This is a genomic window from Nonomuraea sp. GTA35, from assembly GCF_041950525.1.
Taxonomy (GTDB): domain Bacteria; phylum Actinomycetota; class Actinomycetes; order Streptosporangiales; family Streptosporangiaceae; genus Nonomuraea.
Genome location: NZ_JBGNUV010000014.1, coordinates 297494 through 322551 on the forward strand (window position 1 = coordinate 297494; position 25058 = coordinate 322551).

Consider the following 25058-nt stretch of genomic DNA (forward strand, 5'->3'; position numbering starts at 1 on the left):
ATCGTGCATGCCCGGAGTGTACCGATCAGGGACAAGGTCCCATAATGCCGACATGGCCGATACGCAGGTGGTTCTCGCTGACGACGACGTGCTGCTGCGCGAGGGGCTCGCCAGCCTCCTCGCGCGCTCCGGCCTGGACGTGATCGGGCAGGCCGGCGACGCCGTCCAGCTGCTGGACCTGGTCCGCGAACGGCGGCCGGAGCTGGCCATCGTGGACATCCGGATGCCGCCCACCAACACGGTCGAGGGGCTGCGGGCCGCCGCGCAGATCCGCGAGCGGCACCCCGAGGTGGGCATCCTGGTGCTGTCGGCACACGCCGAGGCCGAGCACGCCATGCAGCTGCTGGCCAGCGGCGGCGGGATCGGCTACCTGCTCAAGAGCCGGGTGACCGACGTGGAGGACTTCGTCGACACGGCGCTGCGCATCGCCAGGGGCGGCTCGGTCGTCGACCCCGCGCTGGTCCAGGAGCTGGTGTCGGCGCGGCGCCGCAACGACCCGCTGGACGCGCTCAGCACGCGCGAGCGCGAGGTGTTGTCGCTGATGGCCGAGGGCCGCTCGAACGCCGGCATCGCCCGCCGGTTGTGGGTGACCGAGGGCACGGTGGAGAAGCACGTACGCAGCATTCTCACCAAGCTGGGCCTGTCCGAGGCCGACGACGACCACCGCCGGGTGCTGGCCGTGCTCACCTTCCTCGATGCCCGCTGAGCAGCTCGCGGATCGCGGGCCCCGACAGCCGCGCCTTCGGCAGGAACCCGACCGCCCGGCTCGCCTCCACGAGCTGGGCGAAGTCGTCGGCGTCCTGGGTCGAGATCATGATGACCGGGACGGCTTCCAGGCGGCCGGCCACGTCGAAGCCGCTCTCCTCGCCCAGCCCGACGTCGACCAGCGCGACGTCGGGCCGCAGCGCCGAGGCCAGCTCCAACGCCCGGCCTCCGGTCGCGGCCGTGCCGACGACCTGGACGCCCTGCAGCTCCAGCAGCCGGCTCGCGGCCTCCACGAACCGCCGGCTGTCATCGACGATCAGGCAGCGCAACTCCACCTCCCCAGGCTCCCACCCCGGCAGGGCGCGGGGCATTCCCGCTAGCTGGAACCCTCTCGTGCCTACCGCCGGCGCGCTCATCGGCCCAGGCCCGCGACGAGGTTGATGGTCAGGGCGACGATGACCGTCCCGAACAGGTACGACAGCAGGGCCTGGCGCAGCACCGTCGAGCGGAACGCGGAGGTGCGCAACTGGGTGTCGGAGACCTGGAACGTCATCCCGACGGTGAAGGCCAGATAGGCGACCCCGGTTCCGGCGGTCATGATCATGTAGCCCACCGCCGCCAGGCTGGCCACCGCCGCGACGACCACGGCCACGTCCGCGCCCGCGCGGGACCGCTCTCCCCGTCCTCTCGATCGCGGCCTGCCGGCCGGCCTTCTCCTGCAGGGCAAGGAGGCCGCCGCCTGGCCCGCCGTCCGGGCCGTGCTCGACCCGTCCGTACGCGGCGGCCGGCTCTGGGGACCCCGGGTGTTCGGGGTCCGCGGCCTGCCCGTTCTCGAACGCGTCCAAGGTCACCTGGCCGACACCGTACTCGCGGCCCGGCTGTGGACCGCCACCGCCGGGCTGACCGGCCTCGACCCGAGCTCGAACCTCGGGTGAGCCAAGATCGACCTTGCCGGTCGGGAGACCACGGTGAAGGACCGCGGCGTGATCGTGGCGATGCCGCAGGGGCAGAGCCGGCCGCCTCACCCGACGGGCAGGCAGGACACCGTGCCCGTCGCGGGTGAAGCCGGGCTCGGCGGGGAGAGGGCCGGCATCGTGCCGTCGGTCAGGCGGCGTGGGCCAGGGCCGCGTCGTCGGCGGCGGCCTCCTCCCGGCTCCACGGCTGAGGAGCGGGATGGGCCAGGTGCCACTGGACGGACTCCGCCACTCGCACCGCCGGGTCGCCGGCGGTCCAGCCGAGCAGGGCGGTGGCCCGGGCGGAGGAGACCAGGGCGTGCTGGGCGGGGGCGCCGGTGAGCGCGAGGGCCGGAGGCAGGACCTGGTCGGGGACGCGTACCAGCTCGGCCGGCGAGCCGGCCGCCCGCAGGATCTGGCGGAACCAGCCGCCGAGGGTGGCGGTACGGGACTCGCCGATGGTCAGCGCCTGGCCGTCGGCGGTGCGGCGGTCGAGGGCGGCCAGCACGGCGGAGGCGAGGTCGTCGACGTGCAGGCGGGTCCACAGCAGGTTGGCCGCGCCGACGGGGATGCGGGTGCGGCCGGCGCGGACCCTGCGCAGGATGACGTCCTCACGGCGCTGCCCGTCGTACGGGCCGTAGATCATGGGCAGGCGCAGCACCACCGCGCCGCGCGGTAGCCAGCGTTCCTCGACGTCGAGCTTGTCGTAGTCGGCCGGGACGCCCGGCAGGTTCGCGTCCCGGTAGGGGTAGCGGTCGCGGCGCAGCTCGGAGTCCTCGTCCAGCGGCATGGGCGACAGCTCGCGGCCGGTGTTGAGCCCGGTGAACGCCTGGTAGACGTCCACACTGGACAGCACCACCGTGGGCACCTCGGGCAGCACGGGCAGGACCGCGTCCACGTCGCCGGCCGTCAGCGCGTAGGCGTCGACGACCGCCTCGGGCGCGAAGTCCTTCACCCGGCGGGCGTGGTCGGCCAGCGAGCGCCGGTCGGTGTGCAGGAAGCGCACCCCGGGCGGCAGGTCGGCCTGGGTGCCTCCCCGATGCACCACCATGACCTCGTCGCCGCGCCGCGCCAGCCGGTGCGCGATGCGCCGTCCCGTGAACCCGGTTCCTCCAAGGATCAAGACACGCATGCCGTAGATCATCCCTTCGCTGTCGTTTCGATCATGTGACCTGGGGGCTCGCCGGTGCCGGCGCGTGCGAATGGGCGGACCTGGCTGGTGACCAGCGACCCGGGACCACTGCGGTGGATCCTCTTCGGTTGATCTTGTTGCGGGCAATCGCTTCCAGCGGCCCGAAAGTCGTGACACCTCGGGTTCGCGCCGGGCCGGATCAGGCGAGCAACCGGTCGACCAGCCCGTCGAGGTAGTCGGGGGTGAGCGGGCCCGCGCCGAACAGGACGCGCATGTAGATCGGCGCCAGGAGATGGTCCAGCACCTCCAGTACGTCAGGCGGGTCCTCGCCGCGGTCGCGGGCGCGGTCGAGCATGGCCTGCAACTGCCGGGTGCGGTCGGCCAGGAGCTCGTCGCGCGCCTGAAGGCCCTGCTGCCCCTCGCCTGACAGCGCGAGGGTCAGCCGCACCAGCGCCAGTCCGTCGGGTCCGGTGACCTCGCGGGCCACGTTGGCGGCGTGGGTCCGCAGGTCGCCGGCCAGGCTGCCGGTGTCAGGCATCGGCGACCGCGCGTTGAGCCGGGCCAGCAGCACATCGCTGAGCAGGGCTTGGAGGTTGCCCCACCGGCGGTAGAGGCTGGTGTCGGCCACGCCCGCGCGGGCCGCGATGTCGCCGACGGTGAAGTTTCCGTAGCCGCGCTCCCTGACCAGCTCGGTAACGGCCTGGTGCACTGCCGCGCGGACCCGGGCGCTGCGCCCGCCGGGCCGCCTGACCCGCCCCTGCTCATCCATACCCCCCACCTTAACGCAGTCGAGACTTGCGTTAGAACCCATGAGGGCCTAGGTTAACGCAGTCACAAACTGCTTTTAGGAGGGAAGTGCGTGAAAGCGTTGCTCACCCTGACCTGCGCAGGTCAGTTCATGGTGCTGCTCGACAACACGATCGTCGGCGCCGCCCTGCCCGACATGCAGCAGCGGCTCCACACCGGGCTGACCGGCCTGCAGTGGATCGTCGACGCCTACGTGCTGCTGGTGGCCATGCTGCTGCTGTCGGGCGGCGTCTTCGCCGACCGGTTCGGCCGCCGTCGGGTGTTCCTGGCCGGGGTGGTGGTGTTCACGGCCGCGTCGGTGGTGTGTTCGCTCGCGCCCTCGATCGGCTGGCTGATCGCCGGGCGGGTGCTGCAGGGCGTCGGGGCCGCGGCACTCAGCCCTGCCTCGCTGGCGCTGCTCGCCGCCGCGTATCCCGCCCCGAGGGAGCGCGTCAGAGCGATCGGGTTGTGGGCCGGGTTCAGCGGCATCGGCCTGGCCGCCGGACCGCCGGCGGGCGGGATCCTGGTGGAGGCCTTCGGCTGGCCCGCCATCTTCCTGGTCAACGTGCCCATCGGGGCGGCCCTGCTGCTGGCCGGGCTGCGCGTGCTGGGAGAGTCCCGCAACCCCAGCGCGCCGCCGATCGACGTCCCCGGCACGGTCCTGTCCGTCGCGGCCGTGGGCGCTGTCACCTACGGCCTGATCGAGGGCGGTTCCCGAGGCTGGACCTCGCCGGTGATCCTGGGCAGCTTCGCCGCCGGGCTGGCGCTCCTGGCCGCGTTCGTCGTGGTCGAGGGACGTGTGTCGACGCCGATGCTGCCGCTGCGGCTGTTCCGTCAGCGGCTGTTCACGGTGTCCAACACGGCGATGGTCGTGGTCGGGTTCGCGCTGATGGGGTCGTCGTTCTTCTTCTCCCAGTTCTTCGTCCACGTCCAGGGCGCCTCGATCCTGGTCGCCGGGCTGCAGACCCTGCCCACCTCGCTGGCCATGGTGATCGTCAGCCCGTACGCGGGCCGGTTCGCGGCCAGGTACGGCTTCCGCGTCGTCGTCAGCATCGGCCTGGCGCTGGCCGGGCTGGGGCTGCTGGCGCTGGGCTTCGTCCACGCCGATACCGGCTACGGGAACGTGTGGTGGCGGCTGGCGGTCGTCGGCATCGGGTTCGCTCTCACCATGTCGCCGCTGACCGGGGCCGCCATCCAGGCGGTCAGCCCGCAGGAGGGCGGCCTCGCCTCGGGCGTCAGCAGCACCACCCGGCAGATCGGCGCGGTGCTCGGCGTGGCGCTGCTCGGGGCGATCGTCCACACGCGGGAGTCCGCCGGCGCCTCCTTCGAGTCCGGCCTCAACAGCGCCTTCCTCGCGGCGGGTGCCGTGACGCTGGCCTGCGCCGTATTCACCGGCCTGTGGCTGACCGCGGCCCGCACGCCGACGGGCGTCCCGGCCGGACAGTCAGGAGGCCAAGCAGTCAGTGCGCCGCCGCTGACGGCTCCTCCCAGCCGGCCCACCTCTTGAGCCGCTCGGCGTAGGCCCGCTGGGCCATCAGCAGCCCGTCGGTGCCGAAGAACACCCGCAGCGGCGGGTCGTCGGGGTCTGCCATCTCGAGCAGCGCCCGGCCCCGGCGGCGCCGTCGGTGGCGTAGAAGCCGGGCCCGACCACCGTCACCTTTGATGCCGAAGCCGGCGACCTCCTGCGCGAGGGAGCCGCTCAATCCCTCCAGCGCGAACTTCCGAGGCGTGATACCGCGGCCAAGCGACCTGACCGCCGGTGGAGGAGATCTGGATGATGTGTCCGCTGCCCTGCTCGCGGATCGAACTACTTGCGCAGATCTTTGAGCGTGACCTGGCCGCCGCAGTCACTCGACACGGTGCCGGCGCCGACCACGCTTCCCGCTTGCGCGATCATGACGATGCCTCCGGCCCGTGGGATTCCACCGGCAGCGGCGCACCGACATCCACCACGGGCTGTTGGCGATTTGATCAAAGACTGGCTACGAGGGAATCCGCTCCCCCTCCGGGCCGGCATCGGACGTCACCTCGGCTGCGACGCCGCGGCTCCGCAGCCGGGTGTGCAGGAACTCCATCTCCGTCAGGGTCCCGGCCAAGCCGGCGTGAGCGAGTTCGTCGGCGAGTTCACGAGCCTGGGAAAGCGGCATCTCCCAGACCTCCCGCAGAACCCTCAAGACCGGGACCAGGTTCGGCACCGGACCGACCGCACGCAGTCGGCTCGGGCCGTGCGCCGCCAGCAGGGCACTGCGGACAGCTTCCGGCGGCCTGCCCGCCTCTGGGTGCTCGCACCAGCCATCACCGCAGGTCGCGCAGGAGGCCTCGGCATCCCACCACAGCTGTCCGCAGTCAATGAACTGGTTCACCTGGCGGACCAGGGTGCCCCCGCAACCATCACAACGCGATTCGATCTTTGCTGTCTGCCCCGTCATCCCGACACCAACGCTTCCCACGCCACCACGAGCCGATGGCCCGGTAGCCGCATACTCGTTCACGTCACACCGTACAGATCGGTAACTGAGGCCAGAGATCTCAGCTGGAGCCGAGACCGTTCGAGACGAAGGCAAGCGGGCCCGTGATCGCCTATGTCTCGCCTGAGCAGAGCTTCTTCCCGACCGGCGTGCGCCTCGCTCAAGCAGCGGCTGATATTCAATCGAGCGGCAGGGCGTGCTGTCCGGCAACCTGGCGGATCTCCTCCAGCGGGTACAGCGTCTTCCTGCTCTCACTCTGTAGCTCGTGGTAGAAGTCGTTCAGCACGGTGGCCAGCGGGCTGTGCCGCGACAGCAGGGTCGCGACCCCGCCGGGCACGCCGGCTGGCCGCTCCCCCGCCGCCCATCGCCGGACCAGCTTGCGACGCCCCTGCCAGTCGGCGCCGTGGAAGGTGCCGGCCAGCCAGTTCACCAGGAACGTCAGCGTGTAGGTGCGGTCGAAGGTGAGGTGCCGGCGATGGAAGGCCTGTTCCTCCGCTGACAGGTCGAACCGGGTCGACACGGCCTGGCCGAAGTCGGTCAGGTAGAGGCGGCGCCCGTCGGTGAGGATGTTCTCGAAATGCGCGTCGAAGTGCAGGAGGCCGCCCGCGTTCATGAAGGACACGGCTTCACGCAGCCCCTGGTCCGCCAGGGCGCAGGCGCGGTCGGCGTCGCCCGCGCGTACCCGCTCGTCCAGCCACTGGTGCAGGTTGCAGGGAAAGTACTCCAGGAAGAGCGTCAGGCTCGCCGGCGCCTCCGCCAGCGCTTCGAGGCGGCGGCGCACGCCGGGCGCGCTCTCCCAGAAGGTGACCGCCCGATCGATGTCGGCCAGCTCGGCGAACAGGGGGGCGGGCTGGGCGTTGGGCAGCACCCGCCAGTGATACAGCAGCGGGAAGCCGGGGAACCGGCCGGTCAGCACCCATGCGGTGGTCATCGTGTGCGCGGCCAGCTCGCGCCAGGCGCCGAAGCCGGGCGAGCCGATGCCGTACTGGCAGAAGGGCGGCAGCCCGAACAGGTTGGCCGTCGAGTGCGGGTGGCGCAGTTCGGGCCCGGTGAGGGGCACGCGTTTGACGAAGACCGAGGTGCCGCCGACCTCGAGCCGCGCGGACGCCCCGCCGATGCCGGTGCCGAGGGGCACGGCCTCGCGCTCCAGCAGCTCCGCCAGCTGCCGGTCGTCATGCCGGGCCAGGGCCGTGGAAACGTCACGGTGGGTGGTCAGCCGCGTCTCCGTCATCATGATCACCTTACCGGCCGATGACGGCACCCCTTGCCTGGCGGCCACCTTGCCGCACCGCTTGCGGAGTTCGGCCAGGTGCTCGTTGATCTCTTGGCCGGCCGTGTCCAGCCGGTGCCGCGGGAACCCAAGACAAGGCCCGCCACGGCGGCGCCCACCAGCGCTGGACCCGCACCTGACGACATCGACGGTATGGGCTGCGGGGCCCGGACGCCCGTCGCCCTCCGGAGAGGGCGACAGGCGGGGTGTTCCAGGGGTTCCAGGGGTTTCTTGGGGGCGGACAGGGTGGGCTTCGTGGGCGAGCCGATCTTCGTGTTCGGGTCGGGTTCGAGTCCTACGCAAGGGCCGATCGGTGCGCCGGCCGCGCGGTGGTGGGAAGCGGGGTGGAAAGCCACCCGTCAAGGGCCGTGCTCGCGCCCACCCTGAGCATGGCCGGGCCGAGCTTGGTCCGGGCGGCGCTCTTGCCGGGCTCGCCGGTGGAGGTGGTCCACCCGTTCGCGCGCCAGGAGAAGCCGTTCCGGACGACGGTGCTCGCGGTGGTGCCGCCGGGGTCGCCGGCCGTCAGGACGCCCCCCGGCTGAAAGTTTCCCCCGCCGCAGGCCCTCCACCAGCGCCGTTGCCGGCGGCTGTGGCCATGCCCCGTCCCCTGGACGCAGGATGGCGTACCTTACTCCCGCTCACCCACATCCGCGTCAAAGGGAGTCGTCGTGCGTACCTGGCTGGCCCGCGCCGTTGTGTCCTTCCTGATGGTGCCGCTGACGGCCGCTCCGGCGGCCTCCTCCGCCTCGGCCCGGACGGACGCGCGTACGTGCGCGAAGGCGGACCTGCTGTTCTGCGAGGACTTCCAGGCCATGCCCGTCGGCGGCGCCGCCAGCCTCCGCTGGGGAGTCGACACCAAGCACGGCGCGCTCACCGTCGAGCGCGGGCGGCGGGGGCAGAAGGTGCTGCGTGTGCACACCGAAGGCAACGGCCGCGCGTTCCTGAAGGTGGACGACTTCGCCGCGCCGGGCAACAGCTTCTACGGGCGCGTACGGGTGCGGGTCGGCGCGTTCCCGACCGCGCCTGCCTGGGCGCACTACACGCTGGTCGAGGCCACCGGCGACGGCCCCGAGGTCGTCCGCCCGCTCGGCGGCCAGTACGCCCCGCCGCCCCACGGGGGAGCCGCGTACTGGGGAGTCGGCGCGGACGGCGGCCCCACAGGGGACTGGACGAACTGGCGACCCACCGCGCCCTCCATCGCCGGGAGCTGGACGTGCGTGGAGTGGCACATGGACGCCGGCGACAACCGCGTCTCGTTGTGGTTCGACGGGGTGGCCAAGCCGGAGCTCACCGTGTCCACCCGCGAACACGGCGGCAACCCGGTGGACTTCGTCTTCCCGCGGTTCGACACGATCAAGCTGGGCTGGCAGCTCTACCAGGCGAACCCGTCCCCCGCCGGCTACGACGTGTGGATGGACGACATCGCGCTGAGCAGCCGGCGAGTGGGCTGCTGACCGGAAGCGGAGCGGACGGCGGCGCAAGCCCGGGGCTCCACCCGGCCGGCGATCTTCAGCTGGGGCGGCAGCCGGGCCGGCGCGTCATGCCGCGTGGGAGCGGTCTCGCTCAGCTCGCACAACCCGTACGACTGCCAGTAGCCGAGGATGGTCCGGTAGCTGGTGTGCGAGCATTGCGGCGTTCCGCTGTGGTTGAGTGATCGGATGATCGCATCAGGCAGGTGGACGCGCTCGCTGGCGGCGGTCGCCGCCGCCGTGCTGCTGGCCGCCTGTTCCTCCGAGAAGTCTCACACGCTCACCTTCGATGTCACGGGCGAAGGAAGTTTCGCCATCACGTACGTCATCAACGGCCGTTCCACGACCGAGCCCCAGGTGAGCCCTCCCTGGCGGAAGGACATCACCCTCGCTGAACAGGGCGAGGACACCTGGAGCCTTTCCATACGGCATCTGGGCGCCGGCTCGGTGAGTGCCGTTGCCTACGTCGACGGGCGGCTCATCACGCGCACCGCAGGTTCAGGATCAAGCGGCGGCGGCACCAGTAGCCTCAGCGGCTCCGTCGACTGAACCAAACCCGCTGGACGCCGACGGGCCGGGCTCAGCGCGCCGAGGAGCGACGCCGCCGTAGCCGGGGCCTGATGGGCGCGGTGCCGGTTGGAGAACAGTTCGTACTCGCGTAGATGGCGCAGGACGAGGATCTCCACGTCCTTGTCCTGATCGCCCATGGGCGGCAAGCGCAGCACGGCGAACGTGTTCGTGACGGTGAGGCAGGCCAGGCGAAGGGGCACGTCACCTCTTTCTCGCCACGATCCTCGGCCACCCGATCGTGCGGCCGGCGTCCACGGCGAGCCTGCGGGCCCACTCGGCGCAGGCCGGGCGCGCCTGCGGTGCGGCGGCCAAGGCGGCCAGCTCCTGCCAGCGCAGGCAGTGCTTCCACCCGTCGGGCACCAGATCGGCGTGTTCCACAGTCATGGGACCCGAGCGCTCCAGATGGTCGCGCCACCAGCCCGGGCTGTGGAACGCCTTGTGGTCCCAGGTCCACATGTCGGCCAGGTGCCCGGGCGGACCGCCGTCCAGTTCCTCGGTCACGCCCAGCACCACGATGCCCAGCACGCCGCCGGGGGCGAGGAACTGCTGCAGGTAGCCGAGATAGAGGTCGTCGGTGCCGAAGTACTGGTAGGCGTCCAGGCTGATGATCGCGTCGAAGTACTCGCGGGCGAACCTCAGATCGTGCGCCTCGACGCGGACCGGCATGACCTGCGACTCCACGCCGGCCTCGACGATCAGCGGCCATGTCTCGGGACGCAGCCACATGTCGGCGGCCACGACGTCGACCCCGAACTCCCTGGCCAGGAAGATCGAGCTGATCGCCCAGCCGCAGCCCAGGTCCAGCACGCGCATGCCGGGGGCCAGGTCCAGCAGGTCGGTCAGCGACTCGGCCAGCCACAAGGGGTTGGGGCCGTCGGCGTATCGGCCCTGCCAGACCGGGTCGTACGACGCCGAGCGCGGGAATTGGGGATGGATCAGTTTTTCGGCGGCCAGTTCCGGGTCCGCGTCGTCAGTCAGCAAGTCGCGTGCTCCGATCCTGTTCGGGGGATGCCGGGACCGTGCGGTCCCGCGGTCGCGGCGGTGCCGCGCCGGTCTGGTGGACCCGGTGGGCCGCCCGCCAAGGACCTGCGCCACCGGGTTCGTCCAGGTAGCCGGCCGCCTGCAGCCGGAAGAGCCGCGCGTAGACGCCGCCGGCCGCCATCAGCTCGTCGTGGTCGCCCTCTTCCACGATGCGTCCCCGGTCGATGACGGCGATGCGGTCGGCGACGGCCCGTACGGTGGAGAAGCGGTGCGCGATCAGCAGCGTGGTGGAGCGGCCGGCGAGGTCGGCCAGCCGTGCGAAGATCTCGGCCTCGGCCTCGGCGTCGATCGCCGCGGTCGGCTCGTCCAGGACGTTGATCGCAGCCGCCCGGAAGAAGGTGCGGGCGAGCGCCACCTTCTGCCACTGTCCGCCGGACAGCTCCCGCCCGCCTTCGAACCAGCGCCCCAGGACGTTGTCGAGCCCTTCGGGGAGCCGATCGAGGAAGGGCGTGGCGCCCGCCTGTTCGGCCGCCTGCCTGACGCGGGGACGGTCCGACATGCTCTCCGTCCGGCCGTAGCCGATGTTGTCGCGGGCCGGGGCCTCGTACCTGACGAAGTCCTGGAACATCACGCCGATGTGGCGGCGCAGGTCGTCGGGGTCGTACGCGGTGATCGGCACGTCGTCGATCAGGATGGCGCCCTCGGCCGGCTCGTAGAACCGGGCCAGCAGCTTGACGATGGTGCTCTTGCCGGCGCCGTTGCCGCCGACCAGCGCCACGCACCGGCCGGCCGGCAGGAAGAGGTTGAGCCGGTCCAGCACCGGCGTGCCGGTTCCCGGATAGGCGAACGACACGTCGCGGAACTCGATCCCCTTGCGGACCAGTCCGGGGAAGGCCGTCACGGCGGGCCGCGGCGCCGCCACCCGGATGTCCAGGAACTCGAACAGGTTCGCCAGGTGCAGGCTGTCGTCGTAGAGCTTCGCCAGGCCCTGGAACAGGCTCCGGATCGAGGTCTGGATGAGGATCACCGAGGTGACGTACGCCGCGAGTTGCCCCGCCTGGCCGCTGCGCATCGTGTCCCGTACGACGAGCAGCACGGCGATCCCCACGGCGACGGCTCCGGCCAGCGCGAGCAGGGCGCACACCACCGCGTGGCGCCGTTCGAGCCGCCGTTCGGCGTCGTAGAAGCCGCCCACGACGGCGGCGTGGCGCCGCCGGAACAGCGGGCCGAGCCCGAGCAGGCGGACCTCCGCATAGGACTGGTTGTGGGTCAGGAGATACTCCAGGTACGTCAGCCGGCGCTGGTCGGCGGAGCGCGCGTACTCCATCCTCCAGATCGCCTTGTGGTGGACGATCTGCGCGACCGCCAGGGGCACCGGTGAGACGGCCATGAGCGCGGCGGCCGGCGGGGACCAGGACAGCAGCAGTGCCATCACCGAGCCGAGCGTGACCGTGGCCGACACCGTGGCCAGCAGACCGGCGAAGAACTGGTACGGGCGGCCGCTCGCCCCGGCCCTGGCGCGGGCCAGCGAGTCGTAGACCTCGGCGTCCTCGAAGTGCCGCAGCTCCAGCGTCAGCGCCTTGGCCAGGATCCGCTCGGTGACGGTGATGTCCAGCCGGAGGTGCAGCAGCGCCTCGACGTAGCGCTGCCCGACCGCGAACAGCAGCGTCGACGTCGAGGCGGCCGCGAGCCCGAGCACGGCGAGGGTTACGTCGTCGGCCCACCTCGGGGACCCGCCGCGGGCCCCCTCCACCAGCACCTGCAGCGACCAGCTCAGAATCGCCAGGCCGGCAGCCGGCAGCAGCGCGCTCGCCGCCGCGAGCAGCACGGCCGCCGTCATCCTGACCGGTGCCACCGCGGCCAGCAGGCGCACCATGCGCACCAGGACCTGCCCGCGGCTCACCGGCGCCTCTCGGCTGCCGCGCCGGTCAGGTCGGCGGCGGGCCGGTTGCGGATGGCGCGCCGGCTGAGCGACCACAGCGCCCGGCACAGCCGCTCGCGGTCGCGGTCGATCCCGGCCAGCCGGATCGACTGCATGTGCGCCAGGCTCTCGACGACGTTCCGCTCGGTGCCGGTCAGCAGCCGGAGGGAGGCGAGCTCGCGGATCCTCCGGCTCGCGTCGGCGAGCGGCTGCCGCTGCCGGGCGAACACGGGCCGCAGCACGGCCTGGTACTCCGCCGCGCGCGGGTCGGGACGGCGCTCTCCGGGGGTGAGGACCTCGCAGAGCAGCGGCCGGAGCTCGCGGAAGCGCTTGCGGGCCGCGTCGGTCACGTGCGCCGCGCCGTCATGCGGGTGCGGACCGGCGCCCCAGGCCTCGTACAGCTCGTGCAGCGCGGCCACCTGCACCACGTCGGGGTCGAGCCGGCCGCGCCCGGTGTGCAGGAGGCGCACCAGGTCGGCCGCGACCTCGCTGCCGGCCCAGAACGCGGTCTCCACCGTGTCGATCGCGTGCCCGCCGCCGTACCGCTCCACCTCGCGGTCGTAGCTGCAGAACGCGAGATCCGTGGCCTGTCCGTCGCGGACGAGGCCGCGGGCCCAGGCCGCGCACCGGGACATGACCTCGGCGGCCAGGTCCGGGGCGGACGTGTGGAACCGCAGGCGCAGGTGCGGCAGGGGGTCGGCGTACCGGATGAAGAACCAGCGATCGGTCAGGCGGTCGAGTTCGGCCAGCAGCATCCGCAGCGGCCCGGCGATGATCCCGTCGTGCTGGTCCGGCGCCGCGTACAGCTTCAGGTGGACCCATTCGTCGCCGGGCAGCCAGCGGCGTGTGACGGCGGGAGGCGCGGCCGCGCGGGGGACGCTCGGCTCCGGCATCCGCGTGCGGTCACGCAGCACCAGCGGCACGACGAGCTCGGCGTGGTAGGGGCGCCCCGCCCGGTCGCGCAGCCACAGGTCGCCGGGCCCGGGGATCGCTTCGAGCAGGCGGATCGGCTCGCCGGGCTCGCCCGGCCGGGTCACCTGGCGGTGCAGTTCGTCCACCCACAGCGGGTGATCCAGGTCGAGCAGCAGCCGGTTGTCGCGATGGGTCAGGTAGACGTGGCGGGGGACCTGCCACCTGCGCCGCCACCTGTGGCAGGCGTGGAAGAAGTCGTCCGGATCCTCGACGGCCGGGAAGGTGGCGGCGGTGACCGTCCACTGGGCTGGATGCACCACCACGTTGCCCCGGGTCAGCCGCGGCAGGAAGGGCGCGCCTGCCGCGGCGCCCCAGTCGAACATGCACGCCGGAGTGTATCCGTCCTCGGAGAACTCCAGCAGGGCCCGGCAGACGTTCGGCGCCTGGGCGACGTTCACCGCGTGGGTCTGGCTGACCGACAGGGGACGGCCCAGCGAGACGGACCTCAGGTAGAAGTGGTTCCCGGTGGCGCCGAGCACGATGTCGGCCAGGGGGATCCGCCACACCGGCGGCCCGGTCGGCTCCGCGTTCACGCACACTTCGTAGTCGCGCGTGGGGTGATGGCCGGCCAGGTTGCCGCTGCGGTCGTTCCTGATCCCGTAGGTGAGCTCGGCGAACACCGTGTCCGGGCGCAGCGTTTCCTCCAGCCGCTGCTGGGCGCGGATCCGTGCCACGGCGGCCTCGTCGAACAGGTCGAAGAACCGCCCGAAGGCCTGCCAGCCGCCGTAGTTCCCGATGGTGTTGAGCACCAGCCGCCACCGGCCGTCGCGGATCGCCTCGGGCGAGCCGGCGGCGAGCTCGAAGAAGACGTCCTGAGAGGTACGCGGGCGGCTGTGCGCGTCGTCCGGACGCCAGACGGTGAGCCGGTCGAGCAGCTCGTCACCGAGCTCGACCTCGAGCAGGCCGTCGCGGGAGGCGCGGACCGCCGTCTCCACCAGGGCGCGGTCGCGCTCGGGATGCCTGGGCTCCGGCTGCCGCGGCCACAGGCGCCCGAGGACCGGCCGGTGGTACCTGCCGGGCGGGCCGAGGCCGGTCTCCGGGTTGAGCACGTCGAGCAGCGGCAGCTCCACGTCGGCGCCGTAGTGCTCCAGGAAGACGTGGTGGTAGTCGACGATGTGCGGCCGCCGCTGCCAGGCGCACCCGAGCCTGATGAGCAGCTCGGCCGCCTCGGCCGCCGCCGCGCCGATCTCCGCCGGCAGCGTCGCGGGCTCCAGCGCGAGCGCCGTGTCGAGCTGGAACGTCGGGCCGGTGAAGCCCGGCGTCATCGCGCGCTGGCACGCTTCCAGCCGGGCCACGTCCGCCGGGCCGGTCCGGCCGGCGCGCCGGTCCACCTCGTCGGCGAGCTGCCGCATGCGGGTGAGTCCGTCGACGACGTCGTTGTGCACGCCCTGGTCGATCAGGCGCTTGACCAGGTGGACCTCAGGCAGCGGCTCGGTCGGCGCGGGCAGCAGGTCGGGCAGGAGGATGCCCAGGTCCCAGAGCTGGTCGAGCAGGCGGCCGATCTTCTCGGGGGGTGTGGCCGGAAACCGGCGGGCCAGCACGGCCGCCAGCTCGCCGAAGGTCCGCACGTGCTCCGCCAGCTCCAGCGCCACGGCGAGGGGGCGGCCGACCGCCAGTTCGATCCGCCGGTGCCCGGTCCGGTCCGGCTCGTCAAGCCTGTACAGGACGATCCGCGTGCCGAAGCGGTGCAGCAGCGCGTTCACCCGTACGCCGAGCCTGTCGCGGACGGCCCGGTCGCGCCCGAGCCGGTCGATCACGCGGGCCAGCCAGACGTTGTCGGCCCGGGTCCGGGTCGCCCGCACCGGGTCGGCGGCCAGCGTCGCGATCTCGCCGGTTCCAGTGGCGCTGGGGAACGTGCCGGTGGCGACCCCGGCGAACAGCCCCATGGGGGTGGGCCGGGTGGACATCCTGGTCAGGTACCGGAGCAGGGCGGCGTGCCGGCGGTTCGCGGTCTTGCCGCCGCCCTCGATCGCGGACGGCGCGGACACCGCAGCGGCCAGATCCGGGCTCGCCACCTGGAGCGCCTGGCCGACGCGGGGCGAGGCGGCGAGCTCGCGAAGGGTCCGCCGGCCCTGGTCGCGCGCCTCCGCCAGCGCGGCTCTCCCAGCGGCCGAGGCATCCGGAGGCGGCACCGGCGCGCTCCGGCTCAGATCGGCGAACGTGTCGGCGGGCAGCACAGGCGCGCGAAGCATGAACAGCTCCGATGCCGTGTACAGGCTCGTGCGCTCCGCCTGCCCGCTGTCGGGGTGTGCCATGCGGCTCGTTCTCCTTGCTCTCGCGTTGCCTCCGCGGCGCCCGTCGGACGCCGTGCTCGCTCGCCGTTCCGGCCCGGGTCAGCCGGCCAGCAGGGCGTGGGCCCAGCGGGGTGGCACCCGCTCGGCGACGGACAGCAGCGCCAGCGCGACGCCCGCTGCGCCGTCCAGGAGTCCGGGGTGGTCGATCCAGGCGCCGTCGGGGCTGGCGGCGAGCACCGAGCCCGGCTCGCCGGCCACCTGCGGCTTGTAGTCCCGCACGATCAGGGGGTGGCTCGGGTCGCAGCCGCCGAGCAGCCGGTCGACCAGGCGCTCCAGCGCCGCCCTGGCCGCCGCGCTGCCGGTCCGCGTGGCGAACTTCCTGCAGATCAGCAGCACTCCCGCGAGACCGTGGCACAGCCCCGGACCGGTCCTGCGCGGCCGGGCCTCCATCTGGAGCAGGGCGGCCTCGAAGCCCTCGATCGCGGCGGCCCGTACGGATGCGTCGCCGAGCGCCTCGGCAGCGTCGAGCAGCGCCGAGGTGATGCCGGGGGCGCCGTAGCAGTACGCGGGATCGGCCGGCTGCCGCAGGCTGGGCGCGATCTCACCCGACGCGTCGAACGGCATGACCCGCGACCAGGTGCGGCCGTGCTCGCCCGGCCAGGAGGCCGCGACGAGCTGGTCGGCGAGGGCGCGGATCGCCTCGCGCAGGCCGGGGGCCCGGTGGCCGGCGAGCCAGGCCCGGCTGAGCGCCGCCAGCGGCCCCGGAACGCCGTGGGCCAGGCCGAGGTCCACGTAGCCGTGGGGATGCAGCTCCCGTTCCCCTTCCCGCCCGTAGTCCTCCGGCGCGATCCGCCAGGGCGTCCACCGGGAGGTGCTGAGCGCCCCGCCGTCGGGGCCGTCGGTGGCGCAGCGGGCGACGAGGCGCTCGACGCCGCGCGCGGTGATCCGCTGCACGGCGGTGCCCGCGGGCCGGCGGCAGGCGTAGCCGAGGATCCCGGCCAGCCCGCTGATCACGTCGTAGTCGTGCACGATCAGGGCGCGGCCGGCGGAGGGGCCGAACCGGGCGAGCTGTTCGGCCAGCCGGGTGTCCAGGCCGCGCAGCGTCCGGGCGTACCGGTCGTCCTCGTCGCATCCGGCCACGGCGAACGCGATGCCGGTGGTCCCGAGCGACAGCCCGGGGCGCCGCAGCGGGCGCTCGCGGGTGCTCGCGGCGGCCAGCTTGAGCCACTGGTGGGCCTGCGCCCACCAGTGGCCGGCGGAGTCCGGGCAGGCGCGGGCGGCGTGCGCGAAGGCGAGCGCGCTGCCGGCGGCACCCGCGTACAGCGCCGCACCGGGCTCCCACACGGGGCGGCCGACCATCGCCGAGGCCGCCCGCCCCGCCTCGACGACCAGCTCCCTGTCGCAGAGGCGGTGCAGGATCTCCACCGCGACCTTGCGGGCCCTCGACGCCGTCGCGGAGGGCAGCAGATCGGTGTCAGTCATAGTGGAAGATCTCCAGGAGGTGGCCGAACCGGGCGGCGAAGAGCCGGTGGTGCTCCGCGGTGAACACCTCCCGCCAGGCGCCGATCTGGCCGCGGTGGAAGCTGTAGGCGTTGCGGTTGAACACCTTCTGGGCGACGACCTCGGGATCCATGTCGGTCCCGACGTGCTCGGCGACCCGCCGCACCGCGGTGAGCTGTCGTTCCGCGCTGCCGCCGCCCTGCTCGCCGATCAGCTCCTCGAACGACACGGCACACACGTCCGGATGGTGGAACAGGCTGATGGCGGCGTCGAAGTCGGGCAGCAGCGGGATGGCCGGGTCGCGGAGGAGGTAGGTGATCCGGTCGGACATCGTCGGCATGTTCCGCAGGATGGGGCGGAACACGGCGGCCTCGGGCTGGCGGCCGAGCGCGTGGCCGCCCTCGCCGGACAGGAACGTCGCCATCGAGACGAGCGTGTCACGCGGGTCGCGGTAGCCCAGGACGATGCGCGGCCCTGACGGGCTCTCCCACTCCCTGAAGAACACGGGATCCACCCGCCAGATGTCGAGCGCGTGGAACGTCCAGCAGATGCCGGGCGGAGTGGTGGCGAAGGGCCGCCCCCAGGCCTCCGGGTGCATCAGCACGGGCTGGTCCAGCTCGGGGTAGGCCAGTTTGGTGTGGCACACGTTGCCCGCGGCGAGCTTGGCCCGCCACAGTTCGGCGACCTGGAACCACAGGAGGTTGGTGGCCTGGACGAACCCCTCGCGGTCCGCGCGGTGGTCGAGCCTGGCCACTTCGTCGGGATGCATGTACTGGCCGGCCAGCTCGATCCGCTGGCGCAGGCTCAACGCCACCACGGCCTCTCGCGGCGGGACCGCCTCACCGTCGGTGTGGTAGCCGAGCAGGATCATCAACTCCTGCAGAAGATGTGTTCCGCTCTTTCTCGGGGAGACCGCTATGACCCGCCCTGCGGGCATGGAAACACCTCTCATTCGCTGGTCGTCGGCCGGGGCCGTCCCGCCGCGACCGGCTGGGCGCTGGGTCGCGACGGGCGGGTCACCTGGTGCTCAGCAGCACCTGTTGGGCCACGAGGTGAACGAGACGCACGGCGCGCAGGAGTGCCAATGGGTGTGCCGTCCGACGGGCTGGGTTCCCTCGGGCAGGATGGAGATCTGGAGATCCAGATCGAACTCGTCGAGGTCGTCGATCGTGGGTTCGGTCTGCGTGATGGTCACAGCGGTCACCTTTCTTCTGTGTCGTGCCCGGCAGGGCGTGATGGTGTGAAGAGGGAAGCTTGCGGTGCCGGGTGCGCCGCCCTCAGGACGTCGCCGGCAGCGCCTCGTGGCGGGTGACGACCATGCCGTCGCCGACGAGGGCGTGGAGGGCCGCGTCCACCTGGCGGAGCGCCTCGGCGGGCGGGACGACGTCGGCGACCGACTCGGCGTACTCCTTCCTGATCGCCGCGCCGTCCCGGCCGTCGCAGAGGCTGTACACGAGCCAGGCGGAGGGGTTGAGCCAGCGCACCCGGGGCGGATCGGCGAGCGCGACGACGAGCCGTCGCTGCTCCGGCAGCGGCACGGCGGCGATCGGGGCGACGGCCTGGAACGTCGTGCCCGCCTGGCCGCCGGGAGCGGCCGGCGCGAGCAGGTCGAGAGCCCTGACCAGCCATGCGGTGAGCTCGTGGCCGTAGGCGGTGAAGAGTTCCGATCGCTGGGCGAGTTGCTCGGCGAGGTAGCGGGCGCGCAGTTCGGGGGTCGCGTAGCGCGCGCCGCCGAAGGTCGCGCGGCTGAGGGCGGCGTCCGCCGGCGGCTCCCCGAACCGTCGCCGGATCTCGGGGCCGGCCGAGCGGGCCAGGCCGTGGAAGACGGCGAGATGGACGTACACGTGCAGGGCGAACAGCACCCGCATCAGCGACCACGCCTCCCGCCGCCACGGGATCGGTACGACGTCCGATGTCGTGTCGACGTGGTCCAGGACCACCGCGCCGCACCGGATGATCTCGAAGAGGGTGAGGTGGAGGCCCTCGTGCAGCAGCGCCCCCGCCGCGTCCCAGACGCTGCGGAGCTTCTCCGGCGCGATGAAGACGGTGGACGGGAAGCGGTCCCCGCCGGACACGGAGTGCAGCGGCCCGTCCGTCCCCTCGTCCCGCGCGAGCCCCACCATGCCGACGTTTCCCAGGACGCCCGGTCCGACGGCCGGCATCAGCGCCGCGAGCAGGTCCGCCGCCTCCTCGATCACCGTGAGTTCGGCGGCGGAGGGCTTGATCGGCACGGCCGCCGACCGGTCGGGGAACTGCTCGTCGAGCAGGGACCACAGGCGTTCGGCGACAGGACCACCCCTGCGCCGGCTCGCCTCGGTCCACACCCAGGCAGAGCCGGTCGAGCCCCAGGCGTAGCCGCCGGCTCCGGCGGCCGCCCGGCTCACCGCGTAGCCGCCGTCCGCCGGCAGCAGGCCGGGCAGGAGCGGGCCGGCGTCCGACTGCGCGGTCAGGGCCTGCAGGTCGCTCTCGAACGCGTTCCGCAGCACCGGATCGCGGCTCATCACCCGCAGGTCCGCGTCGGGCGAGGCCGCGCACCGCCGCACCGCCTCGGATGTCTGCGGCCTCAGCTCGGCCAGCATGGTCAGGCCGACTCGCAGCCGCCCGAGGACGCGCCGCTCGATGGCGGCGGAGTCGCCGTATTCCGCGTCCGTGCCGAGCAGCCGCTCCACCTCCTGCCAGATGTCGCGCCGCGTCATGCGGAACTACCTTCCTCTCCGATGCTCATGGGCTCGTCCGGGGAGGTGGCCGGGTGCCGGCGGCACCCGGCCACCGGATCACGCGCTGGGACGGTGCGGACCACGGTCACGCGGGTACCAGCCGCGCTCGGCCGGGTTGTCCGAGGTCACGTTCGGCGCCTCGAGCGGCTTGCTGGAACGGATGAGTTCGCGAGGGTCGGGCAGTGATGTCATGATCACCAATTTCCTTTCTGATCGTCGATGTTGCGCAGGTTAACCACCGGTTGCTTCAGATCGGCTTCACGCGTTGTGAGCGCACGTCGTGGCCGGCTCCGTCATCGCGGTCGGGCTCAAGGAGGTACCGCTGGTGGCGAATCGACCGCGTCCGCGTCGGCCACCGGCTTGGCGTCGCCGACGAAACGATCCAGCTCGCCACCACTGAGCAGTCGCACGGGAGCGGGCGCACGCTCCGCCCACTCGGCCGGCGTCCACGCCGGCAGGCTGCCGTTCGCGCCCGCGAGCACGAGATTTCCGATCCGGCCGCCGTGCAGCACATCGGGCTCGCAGAACAGGCACACATCGCCGAACACCGCACGCAAGGTCGCAACCTGGCGACGCGCGAATGCGAAAGGTACCGAATCCAGAATGTTCAGCGCGTAATATCCGCCCTGCTTCAGTGCCCCTGCCACCGCGGTGGCGAACTCCAGACTCGTGAGCCGCGCGGGTACCCCGGTCCGGATCAGCACGTCCGTGACGATGAGATCGTAGGTCCGCGGGCGTGCGAACCGCATGGCGTCCCGCGCGTCCGCGATGCGGATCTCCATCGCGGCATCGGACGGCAACGGCAGCACCCTCCTGACCGTCTCCATCAGCGCGGCGTCCCGATCGACGACCAGCTGAGCCGAGCCCGGCCGGGTGGCGGCCACGTACCGCGGGAGCGTGAGTCCTCCGCCACCCAGGTGCAGCGCCCTGATCGGCGCGCCAGGGTCCGCGACACGGTCTGCGATCGACGCGAGCCACCGTACATACTTGAGTTTCAGATGGCGTGGGTCGGCGAGGTCCACATAGGACTGCGGGAAACAGTCGAACAACAGCACCCAGAATCCGGGGCGACGGGGATCCGGCGTCAGGTCGACCGTGCCGAAATCGGTCGACACGCTCACCGCGTCTTTGGGTCGTTCATAGACGGTCATGGCGCAACGGACCTTTCTGGCGGCCTGACGGCAATGCACGCACGCCCGTTCATGAACCGGCCGGCGGGTTATTGTCACTACGCCTGAGCTTAGGTCGGCATGAGTGGTGGACCCAGGCCAGCGGCAGGCCATTTGCCGGACATTTCAAGCGTCGGACATCCGGCATCAGATAATGACACAGGTGCCCGGCAAATGTCCGGCAGATGCCCTCCTCGCGCCCTTTGAACTCGCGGTCCTCGCGTCAATACTTTCGAAGGAGAGCATCCGAGGAAAACGAACACTGAGAGGTGGCACGGCATGAGAACTGCTTTCGCGTCCATAGGCGACAGGCTTCTCACGCTCCTCGCACCCAAGGCGGTCGCCAGTGCGGGAGGCTGCGAGTACGAAAGATATTGCAGCTCCCCGCAATGCAGGCTGGGGGGCGCGATCTACCCACGCACGCTGTACACGCTCTACAGCAACTGCGACAGAGTGACCACGGGCTGTTGTACTGCTTAATTCTCCGTCACGCTGCAATCCTTGAAATTCTGCTTGGTCCCACACCCAGCGCGGGCGCAGGCCTCTTCCGAGCCCGGCACCGGAGCACGATTCTCGGGATCAAGCAGAGTTCAAGGAGCAATCGTCCCCTGAGGGGGCGGCCGATCACCACGAGCACCACCTGACTTTGACCCTCGCCGGAAGGGAGTCGGAATATTGATTGCCTACGTCGGCTTCGGTTGCCGGGTGTTGCTTGCGGTGGTGTTCCTCGCCGCGGCGGTGAGCAAGGTGCGGGGGCGGCGGGATCGGGCCGCGTTCCGGGCGTCGCTGGGGGCGTTCGGCGTGAAACCGCGCTGGAGGCCCGCTGTCGCCGCGGCGGTGATCACGTGCGAGCTGGCCACGGCGGTGCTGCTGCTGGCCGATGTCACCGCGCTCGCGGGTTCGGCTGCCGGGGCGGCGCTGTTGATCGTCTTCACGGTGGCCATCAGCTCGGTTCTGCGGCGGGGTACGTCGGTGAGCTGCCGGTGTTTCGGCGCGTCGACGCAGCCGCTGGGCAGGCGGCACCTGGTGCGTAACGCGATCTTGTTGTTGATCGCGGCGCTGGGTGTCACGGGGACCTCGCCGGCCACAGCCCTGGGGTGGAACCCGGCAGCTTTGATGGTGTCCGGGTTCGTGGCGGTGATCCTGGCCGCTCTGGTCATCTCCTATGACGATCTTGTGTCGGCGGTCCTTCCCCGTTGAAGGCGTTGCAGCGCCGAACTTCTGAGCACGTGGTCTTCCGAAGGAGGAGGGGTCGATGGATGCGGTGTTGATCGCGGCGGTTGTCGTGGTCGGCGTGCTGGGCGGGCTCAACCTGTTGTTGATGCTGGCTGTTCTACGGCGGTTGCGGGAGTACGACGACACCTGGGCACACGCGGGTATGGACAACCTCGCCGAGCGCGGACTCCTCCCCGAGCCGGGTACGCGGATCGCCGAGTTCACCGCGAAGACGCTGGACGGCGCCGAGATCACCTTGCGCGATCCAGCCGGTCTGAGTGGGGCGGAAGGTCCGCTGCTGGTCGGGTTCTTCTCCACCGGATGCCCGGCCTGCCATGAAGAGCTTCCCCGTTTCGTCGAGTACGCCGCCACCGTGCCGGGCGGGCGGGAACAGAACCTGGTGGTGGTCTCCGGACCGGCCGACGAGGTCGCGGACGTCGTCGAGGCCGTCTCACCGATGGCCCGCGTGGTGGTCGAGCCGGAGGAGGGTCCGCTGACGACCGCGTTCAGCGTGCGGCGCTGGCCCTTGTTCGTCTTGCTCGGACAGGACGGCACAGTCCAGACCGGCGCCGGCGGCGTTGCTGCTCTGGCGCGCTCGCAGCAGGCCGTCTCGGTGTGATGCGCGCAGTTGATCAGGCCATGGGTGATGTGGCCGGGTACGCGGCGGGCGAGTCGAGCTGGCGGGAACGATGTGTGATCGCGCTGGGACTGGCCTGGCGGGCCCGGCCCGCACTGCTTGCCGCGCAGCTGGCCGGGGCGCTGGTCATGGGCGCCACGCCCGTCGCGGTCGCGTGGCTGACCAAACAGATACTGGATGAGCTGCTGGGGCGGCAGCGGCCCATCGGCTGGCTGCTCGGGCAGAGCGCGCTGCTGGCCGGGCTTGGACTGATCGCGGCGGCCTTGCCGCATCTCTTCCACTACGTCGATGCCGAAATGGGCCGCTCCGTCCGGCTGCACAGCCGAGACCGGCTGTACGCGGCGTTGTCCCGCCTGGCCGGGCTGTCCAGGTTCGAGAACCCGGTCTTTCACGACCGGATCCGGCTGGCTCAGCAAGCCGGTGAGATGTCACCCCAAACCATCCTGGACGCCTCCCTGGGTGGCGTGCGCACCGCAGTCACCATGCTGGGGTTCACCGGCTCGCTGCTGGCGGTCAGCCCGGTCATGGCCGCGGTGGTGCTGGCCTCGGCCGTCCCGGTGATCGCCGCCGAGTTGAGCTTGAGCGCCAGGCGGAGCCGGATGATGTGGACCATCAGCCCGCACGAGCGGCGGCAGGTGTTCTACTCCCAGCTGATGATCGACCGCACCGCCGCCAAGGAGATCCGGCTGTTCGGCCTGGCGGACTTCATCCGCTCGCGGATGCTGGGCGAGCTGCGCCAGGTCAACGCCGCACAGCGACGGCTGGACCGGCGGGTGTTCCACACCCAGTTCGCGCTGGCCGCGCTGACCGCTGCCGTCTCCGGCGCCGGCCTGGTCTGGGGCATCCTGCAGGCCCGCGCCGGTCTGCTGACCCCAGGCGATGTGATCGTTTTCATAGCGGCCGTCGCCGGGGTGCAGACCGGGTTGTCCGGGCTGGTCGCCGAGCTGGCCGGCGGGCATCAGGCGCTGCTGCAGTTCGGCCACTACCTCGCCATCCTCAACGCCGAGCCGGACCTGACCACACCGGCCCACCCGGTGCCCGCGCCGCCGTTACGGGGCACGATCGAACTGCGCGACGTGTGGTTCCGTTACGACCCGGACAAACCCTGGGTGCTGCGCGGGGTCGACCTGCAGATCCCGGCCGGCTCGCTGCTGGCCCTGGTCGGCGTGAACGGCGCCGGTAAGAGCACCCTGGTCAAACTCCTGTGCCGGTTGTACGAGCCCACCCGGGGCTCGATCAGCTGGGACGGCATCGACATCCGCCACATCCCCGTCGCCGACCTGCGCGAACGCATCGGCACGGTCTTCCAGGACCACATGAACTACGACTTCACGGCTGCGGACAACATCGGCATCGGCGACCTGCCCGCCCTGCACGACCGGGACAAGATCCGCGCCGCCGCGGCATCCGCCGAAGTGGACGCCACCATCGCCGCCCTCCCCCATGGCTACGACACCCTGTTGAGCCGGATGTTCTTCATGAGCTCCGACTCCGACGGCTCCACCACGGGAATGACCTTGTCCGGCGGCCAGTGGCAGCGGATCGCCCTGGCCCGCGGCCTGATGCGCGGCCGCCGCGACCTGCTCATCCTGGACGAACCCAGCTCCGGCCTGGACGCCGAAGCCGAACACACCATCCACCGGCGGCTGGTCGAACACCGCCACGGCACCACCAGCGTGATCATCTCCCACCGGCTCAACGGGGTGCGGATGGCCGACCGCATCGCCATCCTCGACGACGGCCGCATCACCGAACAAGGCACCCACGACGAGCTGATGGCTTACGGCGGCACCTACGCCCGGCTCTTCCGCATGCAGGCGTCGGGCTACGACACCGGCCACGAGCCGCACCCGATCCCGTGATCGCCCTGACCTCCGCGCTGGCGGTGACCGCAGTGTTCCTGGTGGCGACCGTCCTCGTACGGCGGCACCTCGTGGTCGTCACCGTGTCCGGGACCAGCATGACGCCCACCCTTCACCCCGGCGAGAAGCTCCTCGTACGCCGGTGCGGCATCACCGCGTTGCAGGTCGGTGACATCGTGGTGCTGGAACCACCACGCGTCCCCGTCTCCCCCGAGGTCACGCTCCTCGCCCCGCTGCCGACGCGAACGCAATGGCAGGTCAAACGAGTCGCGGCACTCCCCGGCGATCCGATCCCCCCACCGGCGCAGGAGGCGGCAGGCACCCTGCGGGCCGTCCCCGGCGGCACGTTGATCGTCCTCGGTGACAACAACGCGAGCAACGACTCTCGTTTGAACGGCCCCTACCCCGCCGACCGAATCCTCGGCATCGCCCTCAGAAGGCTGGCAGGAGCCACCTTCCCGGGGCACGACTCGCCGCCCCTCTGAATCGCGGTTACT

General features: G+C 71.7%; 24 protein-coding genes. 9 read left to right on the plus strand and 15 right to left on the minus strand.

Going from position 1 to position 25058, the window contains the following annotated elements:
• Positions 1-52 precede the first annotated feature (52 nt).
• Positions 53-706: a response regulator gene (locus tag ACBJ32_RS45655; RefSeq protein ID WP_375132168.1), complete on the plus strand. Its 654-nt coding sequence runs from the start codon at positions 53-55 to the stop codon at positions 704-706.
• Here ACBJ32_RS45655 and ACBJ32_RS45660 read toward each other — a convergent pair.
• Positions 684-1040 (minus strand): response regulator transcription factor, encoded by a 357-nt coding sequence (locus tag ACBJ32_RS45660; RefSeq protein WP_357893195.1) that lies wholly within the window; start codon positions 1038-1040, stop codon positions 684-686. The genes ACBJ32_RS45655 and ACBJ32_RS45660 overlap by 23 nt on opposite strands.
• Positions 1041-1117: 77 nt before the next feature.
• Positions 1118-1357 (minus strand): DUF1345 domain-containing protein, encoded by a 240-nt coding sequence (locus ACBJ32_RS45665; protein ID WP_375132169.1) that lies wholly within the window; start codon positions 1355-1357, stop codon positions 1118-1120.
• A 106-nt stretch (positions 1358-1463) separates the two neighbouring features.
• Here ACBJ32_RS45665 and ACBJ32_RS45670 point away from each other — a divergent pair, with 106 nt between their 5' ends.
• Positions 1464-1640, plus strand: coding sequence for a hypothetical protein (locus ACBJ32_RS45670; RefSeq protein ID WP_375132170.1), 177 nt, complete (start codon positions 1464-1466; stop codon positions 1638-1640).
• Between the two features lie 169 nt (positions 1641-1809).
• Here ACBJ32_RS45670 and ACBJ32_RS45675 read toward each other — a convergent pair whose 3' ends face one another.
• The gene (locus tag ACBJ32_RS45675; protein ID WP_375132171.1) at positions 1810-2790 is read right to left on the minus strand and encodes an NAD-dependent epimerase/dehydratase family protein; all 981 of its coding nucleotides are present in this window, start codon (positions 2788-2790) and stop codon (positions 1810-1812) included.
• A gap of 199 nt (positions 2791-2989) precedes the next feature.
• Positions 2990-3559: a TetR/AcrR family transcriptional regulator gene (locus tag ACBJ32_RS45680; protein ID WP_375132172.1), complete on the minus strand. Its 570-nt coding sequence runs from the start codon at positions 3557-3559 to the stop codon at positions 2990-2992.
• 90 nt (positions 3560-3649) lie between these two features.
• Between ACBJ32_RS45680 and ACBJ32_RS45685 the strand changes: the two genes are divergently transcribed.
• Positions 3650-5083 carry an MFS transporter gene (locus ACBJ32_RS45685; protein WP_375132173.1) on the plus strand — a complete coding sequence of 478 codons (1434 nt, stop codon included), beginning with the start codon at positions 3650-3652 and terminating at the stop codon, positions 5081-5083.
• Here the strand turns inward: ACBJ32_RS45685 and ACBJ32_RS45690 are convergent.
• The 3 genes from ACBJ32_RS45690 to ACBJ32_RS45700 all read right to left on the minus strand — a co-directional run bounded on the left by ACBJ32_RS45690 (position 5037) and on the right by ACBJ32_RS45700 (position 7278).
• Positions 5037-5279, minus strand: a complete 243-nt coding sequence (locus tag ACBJ32_RS45690; RefSeq protein ID WP_375132174.1) for a hypothetical protein — start codon at positions 5277-5279, stop codon at positions 5037-5039. The two genes, ACBJ32_RS45685 and ACBJ32_RS45690, sit on opposite strands and share 47 nt — an antisense overlap.
• A 279-nt stretch (positions 5280-5558) precedes the next feature.
• Entirely contained in the window at positions 5559-6005 is a 447-nt protein-coding gene (locus ACBJ32_RS45695) for a hypothetical protein (protein WP_375132175.1), read from the minus strand.
• 217 nt (positions 6006-6222) lie between these two features.
• Positions 6223-7278 carry a protein kinase family protein gene (locus tag ACBJ32_RS45700; RefSeq protein ID WP_375132176.1) on the minus strand — a complete coding sequence of 352 codons (1056 nt, stop codon included), beginning with the start codon at positions 7276-7278 and terminating at the stop codon, positions 6223-6225.
• A 704-nt stretch (positions 7279-7982) separates the two neighbouring features.
• Here ACBJ32_RS45700 and ACBJ32_RS45705 point away from each other — a divergent pair.
• Both ACBJ32_RS45705 and ACBJ32_RS45710 read left to right on the plus strand, forming a co-directional pair.
• Entirely contained in the window at positions 7983-8768 is a 786-nt protein-coding gene (locus ACBJ32_RS45705; protein ID WP_375132177.1) for a hypothetical protein, read from the plus strand.
• A 204-nt stretch (positions 8769-8972) separates the two neighbouring features.
• Positions 8973-9332 (plus strand): hypothetical protein, encoded by a 360-nt coding sequence (locus tag ACBJ32_RS45710; protein WP_375132178.1) that lies wholly within the window; start codon positions 8973-8975, stop codon positions 9330-9332.
• Positions 9333-9554: 222 nt separating this feature from the next.
• Here ACBJ32_RS45710 and ACBJ32_RS45715 read toward each other — a convergent pair whose 3' ends face one another.
• The 8 genes from ACBJ32_RS45715 to ACBJ32_RS45750 all read right to left on the minus strand — a co-directional run bounded on the left by ACBJ32_RS45715 (position 9555) and on the right by ACBJ32_RS45750 (position 20829).
• The gene (locus tag ACBJ32_RS45715; protein WP_375132179.1) at positions 9555-10334 is read right to left on the minus strand and encodes an SAM-dependent methyltransferase; all 780 of its coding nucleotides are present in this window, start codon (positions 10332-10334) and stop codon (positions 9555-9557) included.
• Positions 10324-12237 (minus strand): ABC transporter ATP-binding protein, encoded by a 1914-nt coding sequence (locus ACBJ32_RS45720; protein ID WP_375132180.1) that lies wholly within the window; start codon positions 12235-12237, stop codon positions 10324-10326. The genes ACBJ32_RS45715 and ACBJ32_RS45720 overlap by 11 nt, the downstream gene beginning before the upstream one ends.
• Positions 12234-15482: a lantibiotic dehydratase gene (locus ACBJ32_RS45725; protein ID WP_375132181.1), complete on the minus strand. Its 3249-nt coding sequence runs from the start codon at positions 15480-15482 to the stop codon at positions 12234-12236. Before ACBJ32_RS45725 ends, ACBJ32_RS45720 begins: the two co-directional genes overlap by 4 nt.
• A 78-nt stretch (positions 15483-15560) precedes the next feature.
• Positions 15561-16943 carry a lanthionine synthetase C family protein gene (locus tag ACBJ32_RS45730; RefSeq protein WP_375132182.1) on the minus strand — a complete coding sequence of 461 codons (1383 nt, stop codon included), beginning with the start codon at positions 16941-16943 and terminating at the stop codon, positions 15561-15563.
• On the minus strand, positions 16936-17832 hold the full coding sequence (locus ACBJ32_RS45735; protein ID WP_375132183.1) for a hypothetical protein: 897 nt from the start codon (positions 17830-17832) through the stop codon (positions 16936-16938). Before ACBJ32_RS45735 ends, ACBJ32_RS45730 begins: the two co-directional genes overlap by 8 nt.
• Positions 17833-17988: 156 nt before the next feature.
• Positions 17989-18156: a hypothetical protein gene (locus ACBJ32_RS45740; protein WP_375132184.1), complete on the minus strand. Its 168-nt coding sequence runs from the start codon at positions 18154-18156 to the stop codon at positions 17989-17991.
• 82 nt (positions 18157-18238) lie between these two features.
• Positions 18239-19657 (minus strand): PqqD family protein, encoded by a 1419-nt coding sequence (locus tag ACBJ32_RS45745; protein WP_375132185.1) that lies wholly within the window; start codon positions 19655-19657, stop codon positions 18239-18241.
• A gap of 329 nt (positions 19658-19986) precedes the next feature.
• Complete coding sequence (locus ACBJ32_RS45750) at positions 19987-20829, minus strand: spermidine synthase (protein WP_375132186.1); 843 nt, start codon at positions 20827-20829, stop codon at positions 19987-19989.
• A gap of 693 nt (positions 20830-21522) precedes the next feature.
• On the opposite strand from ACBJ32_RS45750, the gene ACBJ32_RS45755 reads away from it, so the two are divergent.
• From ACBJ32_RS45755 to ACBJ32_RS45770, 4 genes are read left to right on the plus strand one after another with little or no spacing between them, the layout of a single operon-like run.
• On the plus strand, positions 21523-22047 hold the full coding sequence (locus ACBJ32_RS45755) for a MauE/DoxX family redox-associated membrane protein (protein WP_375132187.1): 525 nt from the start codon (positions 21523-21525) through the stop codon (positions 22045-22047).
• A 55-nt stretch (positions 22048-22102) separates the two neighbouring features.
• Positions 22103-22681, plus strand: a complete 579-nt coding sequence (locus ACBJ32_RS45760) for a TlpA family protein disulfide reductase (RefSeq protein ID WP_375132188.1) — start codon at positions 22103-22105, stop codon at positions 22679-22681.
• Complete coding sequence (locus ACBJ32_RS45765; protein ID WP_375132189.1) at positions 22681-24561, plus strand: ABC transporter ATP-binding protein; 1881 nt, start codon at positions 22681-22683, stop codon at positions 24559-24561. Before ACBJ32_RS45760 ends, ACBJ32_RS45765 begins: the two co-directional genes overlap by 1 nt.
• Entirely contained in the window at positions 24558-25046 is a 489-nt protein-coding gene (locus ACBJ32_RS45770) for a S26 family signal peptidase (protein ID WP_375132190.1), read from the plus strand. The genes ACBJ32_RS45765 and ACBJ32_RS45770 overlap by 4 nt, the downstream gene beginning before the upstream one ends.
• Positions 25047-25058 lie beyond the last annotated feature (12 nt).